Genomic DNA, 15,626 nt, shown 5'->3' with positions numbered 1-15,626 from the left:
TCTCAGGCATCGAGGCTCAGCACCATGGTCGGCCGGTCGATGACGTGGTCGTCGCGCAGCGGCCGCACCGCTGTCCCGATCGCGAAGAACTCGGTGGTGTGCGCTCCCCAGGTATGCGAGTGCTGCCGCAGCTGGACCGCCACGATCCCCTCGGCGTCCAGGTCCTCGGCCTCCGCCTGCATCCGGCTCATCGCGAGCTCGCGCGCGTCGTAGAGCGCCTGGGTGAACGGCTCGATCTCGACGTTGCGGCCGGAGTTGCTGAGCACCTGCGCGAAGCGCTGGTGCGCCACGTGATAGACGCACGACCCCATGACCATGTCCAGCGGCGCGTATCCGGCCCGGATCAGGGTCCAGAAATCCTGGCCGGACAGGTCCGAGGTGAACGGCTTGCCCTTGTTGTTGAGCCAGGTCCCGCCGGGCCCCGGGTCCGCGCCGTCCGCCTTCACCGCCGTGCCGATCGCGATGAACTCGGCGACGTCCGAGCCGAACTCCTTGAACTCGATGTCCAGCCGCACCCCCACGATCCCGTCCGCCCCCAACGCGCTCGCCTCCGCCTCCATCCGGCTCATCGCCAGCTCGCGCGCGTGGTACATGGCCTGCGACAGCTTGGTCAGTTCCTGGTTCTTCGACCACCGGCCGAGCTGGATGCCGACGTGGTAGACGGAGGAGCCGAGGACCAGACCGAGCGGGCGGAAGCCGGCCTCGCGCACCAGCAGGAACTCGTTCACCGTCAGGTCCGACGTGAAGATCGAGCCCTTCTGCCCCGGCTGGAGCTGCGCGAGCCGCCGCATGGCGTCCTCCGGCACACCCGCCGCGGCCAGTCGCTCGGCGTCCCCGGCCGTGTCCTGTCTGGGCGACTCAGTCATCTCAGCGCTCCCGCTCCAGTCTCATGATGGTCAGTGGCCTGGGTCCGGCGGGCTGCTTCGCGCGCCCGAACCTGGCGATGGAGGTGCCGGCGAAGACCGCCTCCGCGATGTGATCCTGCGTGTTCCCGTACGTGAAGCACTCGCTCTCCCGCACCCGCAGTTCCATCCCGTCGACCACCACCCCGTCGCCGCCGTGCGACACCACCTCGCGGGCCAGCTGCGTCCGGGCGTCGTGGCGGGCGTGGTTGATCAGCTGGGTGTAGCCGTCGACCTCCTCGTTCCCGGCGGTCCAGCGGACCCGGCGGGAGGTGCGCCAGTCGTCGTGCCGGGACGCGATGGAGATGCCGAAGGCCAGTCCGGTGGGCACCCATCCGGCGTGCAGGAGCTTGGCGAAGTCCTGGCCGCTCAGGTGCGACGTGAACGGCCGGCGCGGCCGGCTGCGCGAGCGGGCCCGCACCGCTGTGCCCAGCGCGGTGAACTCCAGCCCGCCCGCGGGGAACGCGCCGACCCGCAGCGTCACCCCGACGACCCCGTCGCCGCCCAGCGCACCGCACTCGGCCACCGCGCGGGAGAGCGCCAGCCTGCGCGCCGCGTACATCGCCTTCACCAGCGGCGAGAACGGCGCCCACGCGGAGGACGACACCCGCGTACCGCCGCCGCCCCACGCGCCCGGGCAGCCCCACCCGCCGTCGTACCCGATGTTGAAGACGGCCGTACCGAGCACCTGCCCGACCGGCTCGAACCCGACGCCCTTGATCGCCGCGAACTCCTCGGCCGACAGCGCCGAGTCCCAGGCGCCCCCGGCCCGCGCCTTCGCCGTCCGCGGCCGACCGCCGCCGGGCGGGCCGACGTCTTCTCGGTCTCTCATCGGCTCCCGTGCCACCGACCTCTCGGCTCACCGCGCGCACCGCGTCGTCGTTCCGGCGGCAGCGTATGACACCGCAGGAAGCAGCGAAACGGCTTTCAAGAGATCTTGACCGACCCCCGCCGCCCCCGACCGAACACGGCCTTCGTCCCGAGGAACGGTTCTCCGGATCCCCGGGTTCCCGGAAACCGCGGCCGACGCGACCACGGGCTCGGACCCGGCGCGGGGTCGCAGCACTGGTCCTCCGGCCCTCGACGTCACCCGGGTGCCGCGCGTGCCCTGCCCGTAGGGAGGGCCGGGCTGGCCGACGCTGGACGGGAAACTGCCGTCGAGCCGGGAGCAGCCATGAAACGTCAGGTCACCCGATGCGCCTCTGCCGCGCTGGCCGTCATGCTCGGTTGGGCCGGACTGACCGGCTGCTCGTCGGACAGCCCTGCCGCCGCCCCGGCGTCCTCGGCGGCCTCCGCCGTCAGGTCGGGGGCGTCGTCCGCCGCCTCCGCCGCCAGCAGCGCGGCAGCTTCCGCGGCCGCCTCCGCCCAAGCGGCCGCGTCGTCCGCGCTGCAGAACGTCAAGGGCGGACTGGACGCGAAGGCAGACGTCACGCTCGGCCCCGTGGCGACCGGATCCGACGGCCGGACGGACGTCCCGGTGAAGGTCACCAACCACGACTCGAAGCCGCGGCGCTACACCGTCCTGGTCAACTTCAAGAACCAGTCGGGCACCGTGGTCGACGTGAGCGCCCTCAACGTCCCCGAGGTCGCCGCCGGCGCCACCGCCGACGCCACCGCCCGGAGCAACCGGACCCTGACCGGCACGGTCACCACCGAAGTCCTCAGCGCCTTGCGCTACTGACACCCCGCACCACAGCGGAACACCACAGCCGACGCCGGAACCACGGCTGCAACCGCATCACACAGGCCCTGACGCCCTGTTGCTGGTGGAGAAGAAGGCCCGGGTCGGCGACCTGGGCCTTCTCCGGGGCGCGGTCACATGCCGTGGGTGGGCATGCCCTCCGTGCACGCGAGGTGGATGACCAGATCGGCGGGTCCCGTGTGCGGGTGCCGGGGGTCCGCCCCCGGACGGATCTGCTGCTTGCGTACGGTCACGATCCAGCCGGTGGCGTCGTCGTTGGGGCGGCTCTGGAGGACGTCGGTCGGTTCCGGCGCCAGGCTGGAGCCCTCGCTCGCGGAGATGGCGAAGCCGCCGCTGAAGGCGCTCTGGGGTGCGGGGCAGAACAGTTCGTGGGGGCGGCCGTCGGCCCCGCCGGGGATGACCTGGCCGGCGACGTGGAGGGTCTGAGGCGGTTCCAGGGGCAGGGCGGTGGCCTGCGTGGCGGCGGGGCCGAGCAGGGCCGCGACACCTGCAACAGCCGTGACGGCGATACGAGTTCCGGTACGAGTTGACGTGCGCGTTCTCGTGTCCATGGCAGGAGTACTCCTCACAGCGATGAGGTCGGGGTCGGGGCCATTGCAGCAGCGCGGGGACCCGCTTCTTCCCGGACACGCACAGTGACACTCCATTGGCGGAGGGCGAATCGTTCCGGCGAGCGTCTGCCCAGACGTCGCTACGGTGTGTGATCTACTGCCCACGTCCAGTCACTCTGTGTGGTCGCCCCGTGCTGCTCGGGCGGGCGACCGCCATGTCCCCATGAGGAGCCTCATGCACCGCAGAGGAAGGTGGGCGCTCGCGCTCGGCTGTGCCGCGACCGCCCTGTCCGTCACCGCGCCCGCCGGCGCGACCGTTCTGTCCGTCCGCTCGGCGCCGTCCACGGCGCACGCCTCCGATGTCCGCCCGGGCGGAGGCGTGCGCATCACCGAAGCCCAAGTACGCAAGGAGGTGCGGCCCGCCGAGGCCAAGACGCTCGGCCGGGCCGCCGCGGAGCAGTTGGCCCGTGACCGTATCGGTCTGCGCGCCCTCGACTCGGACTATCCGCAGACCACCCGTACCCTGCGCTTCAACAAGCTCACCGAGTCGCAGCGCAGCCTCAACGCCACGTTCGACCCCGCCCGGTTCGGGAAGTTCACCGACTACTTCTCCAGCCCCGACTTCGGCGACCACGTGGCGCTGCTGCCCACCGGGAAGATCCTGGTCTTCTCCTTCGAGTCCATCGAGGAGAACCCGACCAAGGAGCCTGCGCCCACCCAGATCATCGGCAAGGAGAACGCCGGACGGGCCTACGTGTGGGACCCCGCCAGGGGCGAGGGGAGCGACGCCTTCAAGGCCGTGCCGCCGCCCGTGGTGAACATGCCCGACGGCAAGGACGAGCCGCGGCCCGCGCCGGTCTTCTGCTCCGGACACGCCTATCTGCCCAACGGCATGGTCGCCGTCTTCGGCGGCAACCTGGGCGGTAACGGCGGCACCGGAGCCAAGCTCGCGCTCGTCTTCGACCCGTGGACCGAGACCTGGCACCAGCAGCAGGACATGGCGGTCGGCCGCTGGTACCCGAGTGTGGTCACCGGCGCCGACGGGCGGCAGTTCATCACGTCCGGCCAGTCGGAGATCGGCTGGGGGGATCTCTCGATGGAGATCGAGCGCTTCCCGGCCAAGGGCAGCCCCGTCTCGTACGACCCGGCCGATGCGCCCAAGGGTCGGGCGCTCGACCAGTGGAAGACGAACGCCCCTTACATGATGGATTATCCCCATCTGTTCTCCCTGAAGGACGGCCTGATCTACGGCTTCGGCCGCAACTTCGACGAGCAGTTCGCCTTCGACCCGCAGACCGAGACCCGCCGCAAGCTGCCCGACCGTCCCGACGGCGCCATGCGCAACTACGGCTCCGCCGTGGCCCTGCCCAACGGCGCCAGCGGCCCGGACTCCGTTCTGATCCTCGGCGGCAACCGCAACGACCCCAACACCTACAAGTTCTCCGGCGGCCGCTGGACCAAGGACACCCCCGCGCCTTCGGCCGCACCCAGGACGACACCCTGATCCTGCCCGACGGCAAGCTGTTCACCGTCAACGGCGCCTACGACATCCGCGACTACGGCAACGGCCCCTACAACCCCAACGCCGACCTGAAGTACCGCCAGACCGAACTGCGGGACGGCAAGGGCGCGTGGCGGCTCGGACCGGTCCAGCGGCTGCCGCGCGGATACCACTCCAACGCCGTCCTGCTGCCCGACGGCCGCATCATGCTCACCGGTGACGAGCTCCAGCAGATCGCCAACAACCCCGACATCAAGTCCGGGATGAACGGCACCATCGAGATCTACGAACCTTCCTACCTGCACCAGGGCCCCCGGCCGCAGCTGTCCGGCGTCCCGCGGGCCGCGCAGCGCTACGCGTCCACCTTCCAGGTCGCCACCACCACCCCGGGCCGGGTCAGCAAGGCCGTCCTGGTGGCGCCCATCACCTCCACCCACTCGGTGGACACCAGCCAGCGCCGCCTGGAGCTGCCCATCGCCGGCCGTAGCGGCAACAACCTCGTCCTGCGCACCCCGCGGTCCGCCAAGGACGCGCCGCCCGGCTTCTACATGGTCTTCCTCCTCGACGACAAGGGCGTGCCGAGCACCGCGCAGTGGGTGCAGTTGAGCCCCGGCGCCTGACCCCGCCGCCCGTCGCCCGCTCCCCGCGGCCGGACCCGGCCCGGGCACCACCCACGGTGGCGCCCGGGCCGGGCGGGTCACGGGTTGTCGGCGGGTCTTCCGTCACCCATAGCTGAGTCCGTGACCGGCGGCCAGGATCCACACGGCGAGGACGCCCCAGACTCCCGGAGAGGGTTTCCGTTTCTTCACGGCCCCGATGAGAATCCCCAGCACGATGAAAGCCAGGGCCGCGCCCTGGAGTCCCCAGGCCCACATCAGGTAGTCGGCGTGGACCGGCCGGGACGCGATCCGCAGAACTCCTGCGGGAAGCACCAGGAGCGCGCCGAACACGGCAACGGCGTCTTCAGGAGTGCTTCTGCGCTGAGCGGGGGAAAGCGGCATCGAGGTCCTTCCGTCGTACAGGGCCGGTCCGCCCGGTCGGGCGAACCAGCGGGCCGGGTTCAGCTGACCAGCTTGGCAAGCTCGTCGATGACCCAGCTCTGCACGCCGCCGCTGAGGAGCCACCAAGCGGCGCGGATCGCCGCATTCTGCTTGTCCATCCAGTCCTTGAACGCCTTGTGGCCACTCTTCGCCGCCTTGAGGGCCGCCTTGAAGAGGGCCGGGGACTTCTTGAGCAGGGCGATCATCTTCTTGCCCGCTTCGGACTTGCCACTCAGCATCCGCGGAGCGTCCTCGTCGCCGGCCGCGGCGGTCTCGGCCTGGATCTGCGCCGCGATCCGCTGGATCTCGGCGACCTCGCCGGCCGTCAGCCGCACGGTCTGCGAGTCGGTCGAAGCCGCCTCGGCGACCGCAGCCGGTGCGGGGAGGTGAGTCTGTGCCGCTGACGCCGTGGGCCCGGCCACTCCGATCGCGACAGCCGCGACTGCAGTCGCCGATATGTAACGCAGGCTCTTGTGCATGAAAGCTCCTTGGCCCGCGCGAAATGGACGGGCCTCAGGTCGAGGTGAAAGGGATACCGGCCGAATGGCGGCAGAAGGAAACATAGCGTCGCCAGTCGCCACGCTCTGATGTCACTTCGCTATTCACCACTCCCTGAAAAGGTTTAGACCTCTCTCCCAATACCCCTGACCACAAGCCGAGTTGGCGGCCGAAAAGCTCTCCACGAGGCATGCGAAGAAATACCGCATGGCAGAAAAGGTGGGAAACTCGCCCCAGAACACACCCCCACCGCCCTTCCACCGGGCAGCCCCGACGACAATGGCGGCCAGGACGCGCTGGACATGGACCGTGGCCCGGCGAGGCTGTCGCGGACCACTGCCCGGCGATCGGCGCCGTTCTGCCCCGCGGAGACCTGCAGACGGCGCCACCCCTCGTCTTCGCCAACGCCGGCTTTCGACAACTCCGCCGACCCACTCCCGCAGGAGCGTGCGTCAAGGAGCTGATCAGGGCTCCGGGGCGGGACGTTGATCTGGAGGTTCGCGTGCGTGGGCCACACGCCGCGCGATGGACGGCTGTCGAGTGTCGCGGTCTACCACCACCTCATACCCGGCCACCATCGCCAAGGCCCCACGCCCGGTGGAGGAAGCGGTGGTGCCGTACACGGTCGAGGAGGTCCAGCTCCTCCTGGAAGTCGCCAACCGGCAGCGGAACGCGGCGCGGTGAGTCAGCGCCCTGGCTCTGGGTCTCCGGCAGGGTTGGGTCCTCGGGCTCAAGTGGGCGGTCGTCGACTTCGACCTCGGGGTGCTGATCGTCCACCGAGGCCGGTTGCGGCCCCGCTGTCAGCACGACTGCACAGACCTTTGTGGTCGCAAGCCCGGGTACTGCCCGCAGAAGGTCAACATCCGCCGTGAGACCAAGGAGACGAGGCCCCGTGCCGGACGGCGCCCCATCGGTGTCCCCGCCGAGCTGATGAAGCTCCTCGCCCAGCACCGGGACCAGCAGGAACTTGAACGCCGCATCGCCCGTGACCTGTGGGTGGAGAAGGGATACGTCTTCACCTCGCCGACCGGCGAGCCGCTCCATCCCACCACTGATCACCACAAGTGGAGGGAGCTGCTGGAGGCGGAGCGCAGAAGGGCAACTGAGACCGGAGACAACGGAAGCCCGGAGCTTGATCAGGTCCGGGCTTCCGTCTGCCTTGGCGGGCGGGTGTAGAAAAAGGCACTAGACACGAACGGTACTGAACGGAACGGCGACCGAGACGGGCGCGGCCTCCTTAGGAAAAGTACTCTCCAAAGACGGGTGTATTTCCGAGCCAAGCGACGAATGAATTAGCGTATGAATCGATCTGCGGAGTGCCGAAAAAGAACAGCAAAGAGAAACTGGCGAGAGAAATGACGATACCGGAAATAACATAAACTAGCATTCCCGTTCCCTCTGAAAAGGTGCTACCTTTCGATAGGATATCGTCGGCTGTCACAAACCCGTTGAATATGGAAGCGCACAAAGTCAAAAACGAAAAGAAGAACGTAATCATGATCAAGTGCCAACCGGAAGGCCCTGACGTCCAGCAGGCGCGCAATAGCCAGCCGGAAAAAAGTGGGGCCGCGCCGGACAGAGATTCGTAATATGCCTTGCGGAGTTTGTTCTGTAGAGCTCCAATGTCCAGGCCCTGCGTAACGTACTGGTCGCGCCCTGCCATATAAATGCGGGAGTCATCGTGGGCTTCCCCCTGCATTTCAATGCGGTGCTGTTCGGGTTTGTAGTCGGGCGGAAGGGTATATGGATATGTATTGTATCCGGATTGCTGTGGTCCGGTCGCAGGCGGCGCAATGTTCCAGTCGTCATTCTCGTCGGGCAGGTAGTCACTCATTGCCATTGAAGTTCTGGTCGCGTCCTGCCATGAAAATCCGACCATCGCCCGAGGCGCGTCCTGTCTGATGGATGCGTAACTCGACTGCTTGTTCCCGGCCTAGGAGGGCATCTTCCAACGCCTGCCCTGCTGTTGAATCGCACTGCACCAACTGCAGTAGCTCGACGCGCCAACGCAGTATCAAATCGCTCTCAGCTTGACGCCTTTGATCTCTGGGTAAAGCTAGTAGATTGGTCCGGTCGGCTTCTAATCTCCGGCCTGTCTCGTCCGCAGCCTCTGTCCGGAATCGCCGCCAAATCGCAACAACACGTGTGCGTGTTTCCTGCCAGGTATCTGTGGCCATGGCCGATACCAAAGCGCCACTGAACGTACCGGCTATGGCCAACGCTTCTGCATCCACTCCGCCACCTACGGTTTCGCTCTGCCACATACTCGAGAGAAGAATTTTACGCAGTCGACCAACCAAATGACATAGGAAGACTGTCCTCTGTGCTGTCGGTCATAGAGCGCATGTTGCCCTACGCCCAACTATTCCTTCACGATCTTCGTGCGGGCAGCCCTTATCCATCCTTCGAGCTCCCTACTGACGCTAGGAGGTCACGCGGATAGTGGAAATCGCTCGTGGCACGATCGTGATCGTGCCACGTCCGGGCAGGTCAAAAGGGTTGCGGGTTCGGCGGTGGACGGCGGTCGTCAACACACTGGACGCACATTGAGACAACGGGCGGCGGTGCAGGGCCAAGGATCCTTGCACAGGTTGCCCGCGCCTCGTCGGCTGCGGATCGGGGCAACATGCCCACCTGGCGCCCGACCGGGTGATCGACCTCCGCAAGTGGAAGGAGCCGCTGAAGGCTGCCGGCGTCCGGGGCGGGCACACCCATGACGTTCGTCACGCCGTCGGATGGTCCTGCTGATCCTCGGAGTGTCGGACACGATCGTTGACGTGATCACGGCTGGAAGCCGGGAAAGTCCGGACGGATGCGCTCGCGGCACCAGCCCCGATCAAGTGAGCGGTCGCCCGTAAGGGACGACCGGAGGGGCCCGTGTCCGGAGCCCAGAAGGGCAACTGAGACCAAAAGTGAGACCAGAGACGACGGAAGCCCGGACCTTGAACAGGTCCGGGCTTCCGTCTGCCCAGCTGGGCGGGTGCGGAGGATACGAGATTCGAACTCGTGAGGGGTTGCCCCCAACACGCTTTCCAAGTCTGTTTACCCTGGTCAGAGGCCGATTCGCCGGAGTTCATCGGCGTTCAGACCCGTACTGGGGGCCAGGTGCGGCAGCGTTGCGTACGGCCCTGAACCGAGCCGCACGGCAGCGAATGAGACGGAAACTGAGACGGTTCGGATCGTCGGGGCCTCTCGCACGTGGTCAGCGCGACTCGCTCAGGCGGCCTTGGCTCGGCTGGCACTTTCGGGCGCCGTTGGGCTCAGCCCGCCTGCACCACAGCTCTCACCTTTGGCCCAAGCCATGCCCACTCTGAATTCTTCTTGATGCGTTCAAAAACGGCGGTAGGGGCAGAGGATTCCCGAAGTGCGCAAACAACGTATAGCCAGTAGAGAGACTCGGCCAAAAAATGTTTGGAGCCCCCGCCTTGATTGGGTCGCTTGCCGAGATGGTGGCCGATATCATCCCGATTTGACTTGACAATTCGAGACCAGGCATCGGTGTCTCCAACAAGTTCGACGAAAGGATCCCCGGCTAGTCTGCAACAGTGCTCTAGGGCGCCGGAAAGCTTAACGTTTCTATTGCCGATTCGATTTCGCCCGAAAGCCTCAATGGCAACTGCGCGATGAAACAAGCGATCCTCGACAAAGAGTCCGACTCGATATCGACTCGCCATTACGCGACCGAGAGTGTCGCGATGGCGAGACATGCTCTCCATCCAATTGGCAATTCCACCAATTCCACCGAGCTCATCAAATGTGAAGACCATTTCTGCGGCGTGGCGAATTCCGGGCTTCTTGCTGGTGTTTCTTGCGATCCATTCGGCAAAGAAATCAATCTGAATACGGCGGTCTTTCCCGTCGGAATCCGCTACGTCGCCAGGATGCCGGAAACTCAATTGATCATATTCTGCGACGCGTCCGGTTGCTATACTGACCAGGTCTTGCAAGTCACTTACGTGCTCGATGGCCTCTGATGTCGGAATCAATTCGTTGAATTCGAGATGCCATTCGTAGCGCTCGCGAAATGATTGCTCTGTCCCTGTGTGGGGAGGCAATTCGATACGATGCCCCAGTTTGATGGTCAGCCCGTTCGACAGTGCGACGGAGCGTGTGGGTTGCTGCTGTACTTTCAGTGAGGCATAGGGACTTCCTTCTGCGACCTTCTCAGGAGTGTGGCGCTCTGACGTGATTCCTCGGTTCCCAACCCATTGAGTCAGGTAGCGCATGTCAACCATCACGCCATCGGCGCTGGGCTCGTCATCTTCGGTGAACCATATTCCTCTGAAAATTTGCTGTACTGAAATCGTCTCGATATCGCCAGTGTAATTCGTCTGAAAGCAGCCTTCGAGGGTAAAATCTTTGCGATCTGCGCGCCCGTGGATTCGGCTATAAATCCCGTCGCCCGCCATCCGCACTCCCATTGGCATTTCTGGCGGATTGAAGGTGCCGATCAGGTGGAGTTCGGATCCTGTGTCCGGATGATATGAGAGAGTGCCCGATACTTCATTTCCATGGTCGCTCGGCAACCACCATTGACCTTTGATTTCGAAGTCGCGCGAATGTTCGGGCATTTTCGATCTCCTCCGTTCGGAGCTGGGTGAGTGTAAGCCTCGTGCCTGCCATGATGTCATCTAGGCCAGGACGCTGCTCTGATTTCTTTCCGCTCGTCCGAACGCTTAGCTGGGCGTACGAAGTCGATTGATTCTCAACGGCCGGTCAACCGTCGGGTGATCTTGAAAACCGTCGTGGCAGGCGATGCCACCGTGAGTTCGAATCTCATATCGTCCCCAGCCAGAGACACCAAGTCGGCCCCCGACCAGGGATATCGGTCGGGGTCGCTTGCGTACCCACTTGCCACGGTTGTGTCCCCGTCTCCTGCGCTTCTCGCTCGGCCACAACCAGTGGCGTACTTGATGGGTAAAGCACGCGGTCTAGCCTGAGCTGCTGTGGGATCGTTGCGTCGGGAGGGGCACAGATGGATCTTCAAGGCGTCGGCGCGCTTGTCGCGGCCGGCGTGGCAGCGGTCAGTGTCCCTGCCACTCTGCTCATCGGCCGATGGCAGACGAAGGCGGCGGTCCAGACGGCGCGGGCCGCCACAGCGCAGGCAGAGGCCACTTACCGGGCGGCGCTGGACGCTGTTCGCGTACAGGGCCTCAACGAATACGACCAGTGGAGGCGTGGCATCCAGCGAGACGCGTACGCCTCTCTGCTGCAAGCCGTCCTGAACTACACCGAGCACGCGACCAATGTGTTCGGACAAAGCATGACCGATCCCCATCAGTTCCCGGCCCTCATCGCCGCTTCCAAGCCGCTGGCGACCGACATGTCGCACAAGAGGTTGGTGGTAAGACTGGAGGGCCCAGAGGAGGTGTCAGCCGCCGCGCTATCGCTGGTGGACACTGCGGAAGCCCTCATGCAGACATGTCGAGACTGGGCGAGCTCGGGCCTGGCCCGCACGCTGCTCGACGAGCGCGGCTCCGCCCACCGGCGGGAGGTGGACCGCATCAAGGATCTGATAGCTACCTTCCGTATCCGCGGCTACTGGTCTCTAATCGGCACCCCGCAGCTACCGGACGATGCAGCCGCGATACTGAGGGAACTCCGGTCACTGCTGCGCGCTGTCGACATGAGCGGTGGGCACATTGCGTCCCTCTGCAACGAGCAGTCTGCAGGCGCCTACGGGGACGCCGCGTCCACTCTCGACTCCGCTATCGGGCACTTCCTAACGGTGGCCCGAACGACGTTGCACCGCGGACCCCACCCTGTAACTGATCCCCTTAGTCCCGCCGATCCGTCCGGCCCTCGACAGTGACTGGACCTGCGCCGCGACAGCCACAGCCTCGCGCGCCCACCGGCTCGCAGCCGGTGGACCGTTGGGAGGAACACGGTCTGGTTTTCGCTTCGGCTGTCGGCAGGGAGGCAGACGCCTCGCGCGTCCTCGCGCGTTCCGTGCGGCCATCAGGAACGCGCCGGGTGTGGACGCTGCCAACTGGACGCCGCGAGGGCTCCGACACAGCTTCGTGTCGCTCCTGTTGGACAGAGGGGGTGCCGCTGGAGCAGATCTCGCGGTTGGTCAGGCGCTTCGGCACGGCCGTCGCATAGGAGGTCTACCGGAAGCAGATCCGGCCGGTGATCCAGATTGGGACTGTTGCGATGGACGGCATTTCCAAGGTCGATCCGAAGCCGTAGTCGCTCTGCGTGAATCAGGCACGGGTCCCCCGCTGAGGGATTCGGGCCTGACCTGCAGTTTCACCGGGATGGCGGGATCTGAACCCACGGCCTCTTCGTCCCGAAACCATTCGAGCATCCGTTCGACATGCTTGTAGATGGCTGCTGGCCTGCGGGGATAGCCTCCGGGTGCCCGTGGTTGCCTGGCGCAGTACGAGCCCGTAGTACCTCGGTTAGGCACTCGGTCCCGCATAGATCTGAAGGGAAGCCGCCTCCAGCGCCTGCGGCCTACCGTGGCCGACATCACCGACGGGGGTGCAACACCACTGCGGCGCCGTCCCGGAACGATCAAGGTTGCTTGGCTCGCGACCGTACGCGATCACGCAGCCACCTGCGGCCCGTACGACGGGGAAGTGCCGAGTGGCAGCGGAGCTACAGCTGCACCGAAACACTCTAAGGCAGACATATGGGCAAACCGCAACTTGCCTCACGGGCGGGGTTTCCTAACTCCGGCAACCCCTGAAAGTTGAAGAACTTGCTTGATTGGCCAACTTTACTCGATCGGTAAAGTTGGCCATACAGGCAAGTTTCACTAGTTCGGGAGACTTACTCATGTGAGGATGCATACGTGGCTGACGAAGAATTGACCCCTCAGAACCTGCTCGGGCAAGGGTTGGCGGTGCTGTCCGACCTGCTCGGATCCAGCTGGACGGTCACGCCGCGGCCTGAGCGCGAAGGGTCGCGCGGTAGCGACTTCATCGTCGAGGTGAGGGCGGAGGGAGACAGCTCGTTCACCCAGCTGCTGGTGGAGGTAAAGACCTCTGTGACACCTCGCATGGTCCAAGAGGTGCTGGTGCCCAAGATGGACTTGCTGGAGCGGGTGAACCACTACACGAATCTCTTCGTCATGGCGCCGTGGGTCTCGCCGAGAACCCAGGAGCTGCTGCGCAAGTACGGCATCGGCTACCTGGACCTGAACGGCAACGTCTCGCTCCGGGTTCCGAAGCCTGCCATCGTGATCCACACCGAGGGAGCTACAAGAGCTCCTCGCGCGCACGCCCAACAGCAGAGCAAGACGACGCTGGGCGGGGCGAAGGCCGGGCGTTTGGTGCGGATCCTTGCCGATGTCCGCCCGCCGTACGGTGCCACAGAACTCGCTCGGGCGGCGGGCATGAGCCTGCCCTACGTTTCCAGGCTGCTCGACACACTCGAGGATCAGCTACTCGTCCGCCGGGACGGCCGGGCCATCACGGATGTCGACTGGCCGAACCTGCTGCGGGCCCGTGCCGCGCAGACCAACCTGCTGGGGCGTAACTCCTACGCCGGCATGTTGGCGCCCAACGGCGTTGCTGCAGTGATGAACCAAATTCGCGCTCTTCCCCCGGTCGGGTTTGACGGTGTCGTCATCACGGGCTCCTGGGCTGCCCACCGAGTCGCCCCGCTGGCTGTGGGTGGACAACTCACGCTCTACGTAGCTGCAAGGTTGAACGTTGACGATCTCGCTGACGACCTTGGACTGCTACCTGTGCAGGAGAACGCTGATGTTCTGCTGGTCCAGGCACCCGATCTAGTCGTGTTCGAACGGGCTGCGACATACCAAGGTCTCCGGTATGTCGCCTTGAGCCAACTGGTTCTGGACTGTCTCTCCGGTCCGGGCCGCATGCCTGCCGAAGGTGAAGCCGTCCTCCAGTACATGACAGATCATCAGGAGACGTGGCGCGCTTTGAGCATTCACCATGCCCAGGAGAATCTGCAGCTCTAGGATCGGCATCTCCGGCAGTTCCTGGAGAACGTGAGGCATCGTGGCAAAAATCCCTGACGGCGTCGATCTCCAGCAGCTCACAGTCATCGCCCGCCGCGTCCTTCTCGATGGCCTCGACGCGCTGAGCGACCACCTTCCGGCCCTGACTATCGTCGGCGCCCAGGCGGTCTACCTGCGCACTCCCGATGCTGCCATCAGCAACGCCCCCTTCACCTCTGATGGCGATCTCAGCATCGACCCCCAACTACTGGGCGAACAGCCCCACCTAGACGTCGCCTTGCGGGCGGCCGGCTTCGACCTGATAGACGAGAGTCAGCCTGGGCTTTGGAAACGCCATGAGGCCGTAGGTGACAAGATTGTTCCAGTGGAGCTGGACCTGCTCATCCCGCGACAACTCTCGCTGAAAAACGGGAAGCGAAGTGCCCGTGTCCCGCCGCACGGAGCAATGTCTGCCCGCTGGATCGAAGGCCTCGAAGTAGCTGCCGTTGACCGATCTCCGATGGTCGTCCGCAGCCTCGAACCCGGAGACCATCGCAGTGTCACTGTGCACGTCGCCGGTCCGGCTGCACTCCTAGTCGCCAAGGCCTACAAGATCGTTGATCGCCTCAAGCAGGCTGATGTCCGCCCAGACCGGCTCACAGACAAGGACGCCGGGGACGTGCTTCGCATCATGATGACGGTCAGCTCACGCCAATTGGCCCAAACCTTTTCATCCCTTCGCGGGGATGTCCGCGTGGGCGACATCGCCACCCAAGGCCTTGTGAAGCTTTACGAACTCTTCGGCGGGGCCGCAACCCCCGGTGTGGAGATGGCGGTTAGTGCCCTCCGAGGCGACGTACCCGAGGAGCGCATCCGAGCTTTGGCTCCAGCATTCATCGACAGACTTCGATAGGTCCTCCCACATCCAGGCCGATCAGATCCTGTAGAGGCGATCGTAAGCGCTGCACATCTGAGGCCGCTGACGATCGCTTGCTTCCGACGATCGCATCTTCATCGGGAAGTAATTTGATCGCTCATTCGACCTTCCCATATGCGGCCGCTACCTGCGGGGATGGGATTTTTCCCGGCGCTCAGCTTCCTTGGCCGGGGCATCTGAGCGGAACTCCCAACCACCCCGCCGGCTCGCGCACACCCTGGCGGCACCATCGAACACGAAAACCCGCCAAATATCCCCTGCGGGGTTTGATCTGCGGGGGCCTGTGGGATTTGAACCCCAGATCTCTTCGAGGCGAACTATGGTCGGCTCGGGTTGCTGTACTGCTGTGCACGTGCCCTATTTGCCTGGGTTGTCCGCCCAGGTAATGAACCAGGAGGGTCCGTAGAGCAAGACCAAGATCAAGGCAGCGATCCCCGCGGTGAATACGATGATCGCGATCTTCAGTCGTTGGGACATGTCCATCCCTCGGATGTGACTGTCTCCGTCTGAACGGGCGTCTTGAGGAACTCGACCCCCGGAACGGCGGGTTCATGGTTTTCGCAGGTCAGATGATGCTGGGACCACG

The 15,626-nt window shown here is 65.1% G+C and carries 16 protein-coding genes; 8 read left to right on the top strand and 8 right to left on the bottom strand.

What is annotated here, in order from left to right; all coding sequences use genetic code 11:
* Positions 1 to 2: 2 nt before the first annotated feature.
* Both LNW72_RS19690 and LNW72_RS19685 read right to left on the bottom strand, forming a co-directional pair.
* On the bottom strand, positions 3 to 866 hold the full coding sequence (locus tag LNW72_RS19690) for a heavy metal-binding domain-containing protein (protein ID WP_250976607.1): 864 nt from the start codon (positions 864 to 866) through the stop codon (positions 3 to 5).
* Between the two features lies 1 nt (position 867).
* Positions 868 to 1,734, bottom strand: coding sequence for a heavy metal-binding domain-containing protein (locus LNW72_RS19685; RefSeq protein WP_250976606.1), 867 nt, complete (start codon positions 1,732 to 1,734; stop codon positions 868 to 870).
* A gap of 342 nt (positions 1,735 to 2,076) precedes the next feature.
* Here LNW72_RS19685 and LNW72_RS19680 point away from each other — a divergent pair, with 342 nt between their 5' ends.
* A complete protein-coding gene (locus tag LNW72_RS19680) occupies positions 2,077 to 2,583 on the top strand; it encodes a hypothetical protein (protein ID WP_250976605.1) in 507 nt (168 codons plus the stop codon).
* 134 nt (positions 2,584 to 2,717) lie between these two features.
* Here the strand turns inward: LNW72_RS19680 and LNW72_RS19675 are convergent, their stop codons facing one another.
* Complete coding sequence (locus LNW72_RS19675) at positions 2,718 to 3,155, bottom strand: hypothetical protein (protein WP_250976604.1); 438 nt, start codon at positions 3,153 to 3,155, stop codon at positions 2,718 to 2,720.
* A 235-nt stretch (positions 3,156 to 3,390) separates the two neighbouring features.
* Between LNW72_RS19675 and LNW72_RS19670 the strand changes: the two genes are divergently transcribed.
* On the top strand, positions 3,391 to 4,659 hold the full coding sequence (locus LNW72_RS19670) for a hypothetical protein (RefSeq protein WP_250976603.1): 1,269 nt from the start codon (positions 3,391 to 3,393) through the stop codon (positions 4,657 to 4,659).
* Positions 4,660 to 4,862: 203 nt separating this feature from the next.
* On the top strand, positions 4,863 to 5,276 hold the full coding sequence (locus LNW72_RS19665; RefSeq protein WP_250976602.1) for a galactose oxidase early set domain-containing protein: 414 nt from the start codon (positions 4,863 to 4,865) through the stop codon (positions 5,274 to 5,276).
* 102 nt (positions 5,277 to 5,378) lie between these two features.
* Here the strand turns inward: LNW72_RS19665 and LNW72_RS19660 are convergent, their stop codons facing one another.
* A complete protein-coding gene (locus LNW72_RS19660) occupies positions 5,379 to 5,606 on the bottom strand; it encodes a hypothetical protein (RefSeq protein ID WP_250976601.1) in 228 nt (75 codons plus the stop codon).
* A 110-nt stretch (positions 5,607 to 5,716) separates the two neighbouring features.
* Positions 5,717 to 6,175, bottom strand: coding sequence for a hypothetical protein (locus LNW72_RS19655; RefSeq protein WP_250976600.1), 459 nt, complete (start codon positions 6,173 to 6,175; stop codon positions 5,717 to 5,719).
* A 559-nt stretch (positions 6,176 to 6,734) separates the two neighbouring features.
* On the opposite strand from LNW72_RS19655, the gene LNW72_RS19650 reads away from it, so the two are divergent.
* Positions 6,735 to 6,878: a hypothetical protein gene (locus tag LNW72_RS19650; protein WP_250976599.1), complete on the top strand. Its 144-nt coding sequence runs from the start codon at positions 6,735 to 6,737 to the stop codon at positions 6,876 to 6,878.
* Positions 6,879 to 7,124: 246 nt separating this feature from the next.
* Complete coding sequence (locus tag LNW72_RS19645; protein WP_250976598.1) at positions 7,125 to 7,370, top strand: hypothetical protein; 246 nt, start codon at positions 7,125 to 7,127, stop codon at positions 7,368 to 7,370.
* Between the two features lie 61 nt (positions 7,371 to 7,431).
* Here the strand turns inward: LNW72_RS19645 and LNW72_RS19640 are convergent, their stop codons facing one another.
* The 3 genes from LNW72_RS19640 to LNW72_RS19630 form a co-directional block, all read right to left on the bottom strand.
* Positions 7,432 to 8,028, bottom strand: coding sequence for a hypothetical protein (locus tag LNW72_RS19640; RefSeq protein ID WP_250976597.1), 597 nt, complete (start codon positions 8,026 to 8,028; stop codon positions 7,432 to 7,434).
* Positions 8,021 to 8,458 (bottom strand): hypothetical protein, encoded by a 438-nt coding sequence (locus LNW72_RS19635; RefSeq protein WP_250976596.1) that lies wholly within the window; start codon positions 8,456 to 8,458, stop codon positions 8,021 to 8,023. The genes LNW72_RS19640 and LNW72_RS19635 overlap by 8 nt, the downstream gene beginning before the upstream one ends.
* A gap of 996 nt (positions 8,459 to 9,454) precedes the next feature.
* Positions 9,455 to 10,765, bottom strand: coding sequence for a hypothetical protein (locus LNW72_RS19630; RefSeq protein WP_250976595.1), 1,311 nt, complete (start codon positions 10,763 to 10,765; stop codon positions 9,455 to 9,457).
* A 404-nt stretch (positions 10,766 to 11,169) separates the two neighbouring features.
* Between LNW72_RS19630 and LNW72_RS19625 the strand changes: the two genes are divergently transcribed.
* The 3 genes from LNW72_RS19625 (at position 11,170) to LNW72_RS19610 (ending at position 15,016) form a co-directional block, all read left to right on the top strand.
* Entirely contained in the window at positions 11,170 to 12,006 is an 837-nt protein-coding gene (locus tag LNW72_RS19625) for a hypothetical protein (RefSeq protein ID WP_250976594.1), read from the top strand.
* Between the two features lie 984 nt (positions 12,007 to 12,990).
* On the top strand, positions 12,991 to 14,124 hold the full coding sequence (locus tag LNW72_RS19615; RefSeq protein ID WP_250976593.1) for a helix-turn-helix domain-containing protein: 1,134 nt from the start codon (positions 12,991 to 12,993) through the stop codon (positions 14,122 to 14,124).
* Positions 14,125 to 14,164: 40 nt separating this feature from the next.
* On the top strand, positions 14,165 to 15,016 hold the full coding sequence (locus LNW72_RS19610; RefSeq protein WP_250976592.1) for a hypothetical protein: 852 nt from the start codon (positions 14,165 to 14,167) through the stop codon (positions 15,014 to 15,016).
* Positions 15,017 to 15,626: the final 610 nt, after the last annotated feature.

The organism is Streptomyces sp. RKAG293 (assembly GCF_023701745.1).
In the GTDB taxonomy this organism is placed as follows: domain Bacteria; phylum Actinomycetota; class Actinomycetes; order Streptomycetales; family Streptomycetaceae; genus Actinacidiphila.
This window is presented reverse-complemented; position numbering and strand designations above follow the sequence as displayed.

What these genes read in the sequence shown, in the direction of transcription:
- LNW72_RS19680 (WP_250976605.1), top strand. Translation starts at nt 2,077, where the DNA reads ATGAAACGTCAGGTCACCCGATGCGCCTCTGCCGCGCTGGCCGTCATG.
- LNW72_RS19645 (WP_250976598.1), top strand. Translation starts at nt 7,125, where the DNA reads ATGAAGCTCCTCGCCCAGCACCGGGACCAGCAGGAACTTGAACGCCGC.
- LNW72_RS19690 (WP_250976607.1), bottom strand. Translation starts at nt 866, where the DNA reads ATGACTGAGTCGCCCAGACAGGACACGGCCGGGGACGCCGAGCGACTG.
- LNW72_RS19655 (WP_250976600.1), bottom strand. Translation starts at nt 6,175, where the DNA reads ATGCACAAGAGCCTGCGTTACATATCGGCGACTGCAGTCGCGGCTGTC.
- LNW72_RS19675 (WP_250976604.1), bottom strand. Translation starts at nt 3,155, where the DNA reads ATGGACACGAGAACGCGCACGTCAACTCGTACCGGAACTCGTATCGCC.
- LNW72_RS19665 (WP_250976602.1), top strand. Translation starts at nt 4,863, where the DNA reads ATGCTCACCGGTGACGAGCTCCAGCAGATCGCCAACAACCCCGACATC.
- LNW72_RS19670 (WP_250976603.1), top strand. Translation starts at nt 3,391, where the DNA reads ATGCACCGCAGAGGAAGGTGGGCGCTCGCGCTCGGCTGTGCCGCGACC.
- LNW72_RS19635 (WP_250976596.1), bottom strand. Translation starts at nt 8,458, where the DNA reads ATGTGGCAGAGCGAAACCGTAGGTGGCGGAGTGGATGCAGAAGCGTTG.
- LNW72_RS19630 (WP_250976595.1), bottom strand. Translation starts at nt 10,765, where the DNA reads ATGCCCGAACATTCGCGCGACTTCGAAATCAAAGGTCAATGGTGGTTG.
- LNW72_RS19625 (WP_250976594.1), top strand. Translation starts at nt 11,170, where the DNA reads ATGGATCTTCAAGGCGTCGGCGCGCTTGTCGCGGCCGGCGTGGCAGCG.
- LNW72_RS19685 (WP_250976606.1), bottom strand. Translation starts at nt 1,734, where the DNA reads ATGAGAGACCGAGAAGACGTCGGCCCGCCCGGCGGCGGTCGGCCGCGG.
- LNW72_RS19640 (WP_250976597.1), bottom strand. Translation starts at nt 8,028, where the DNA reads ATGAGTGACTACCTGCCCGACGAGAATGACGACTGGAACATTGCGCCG.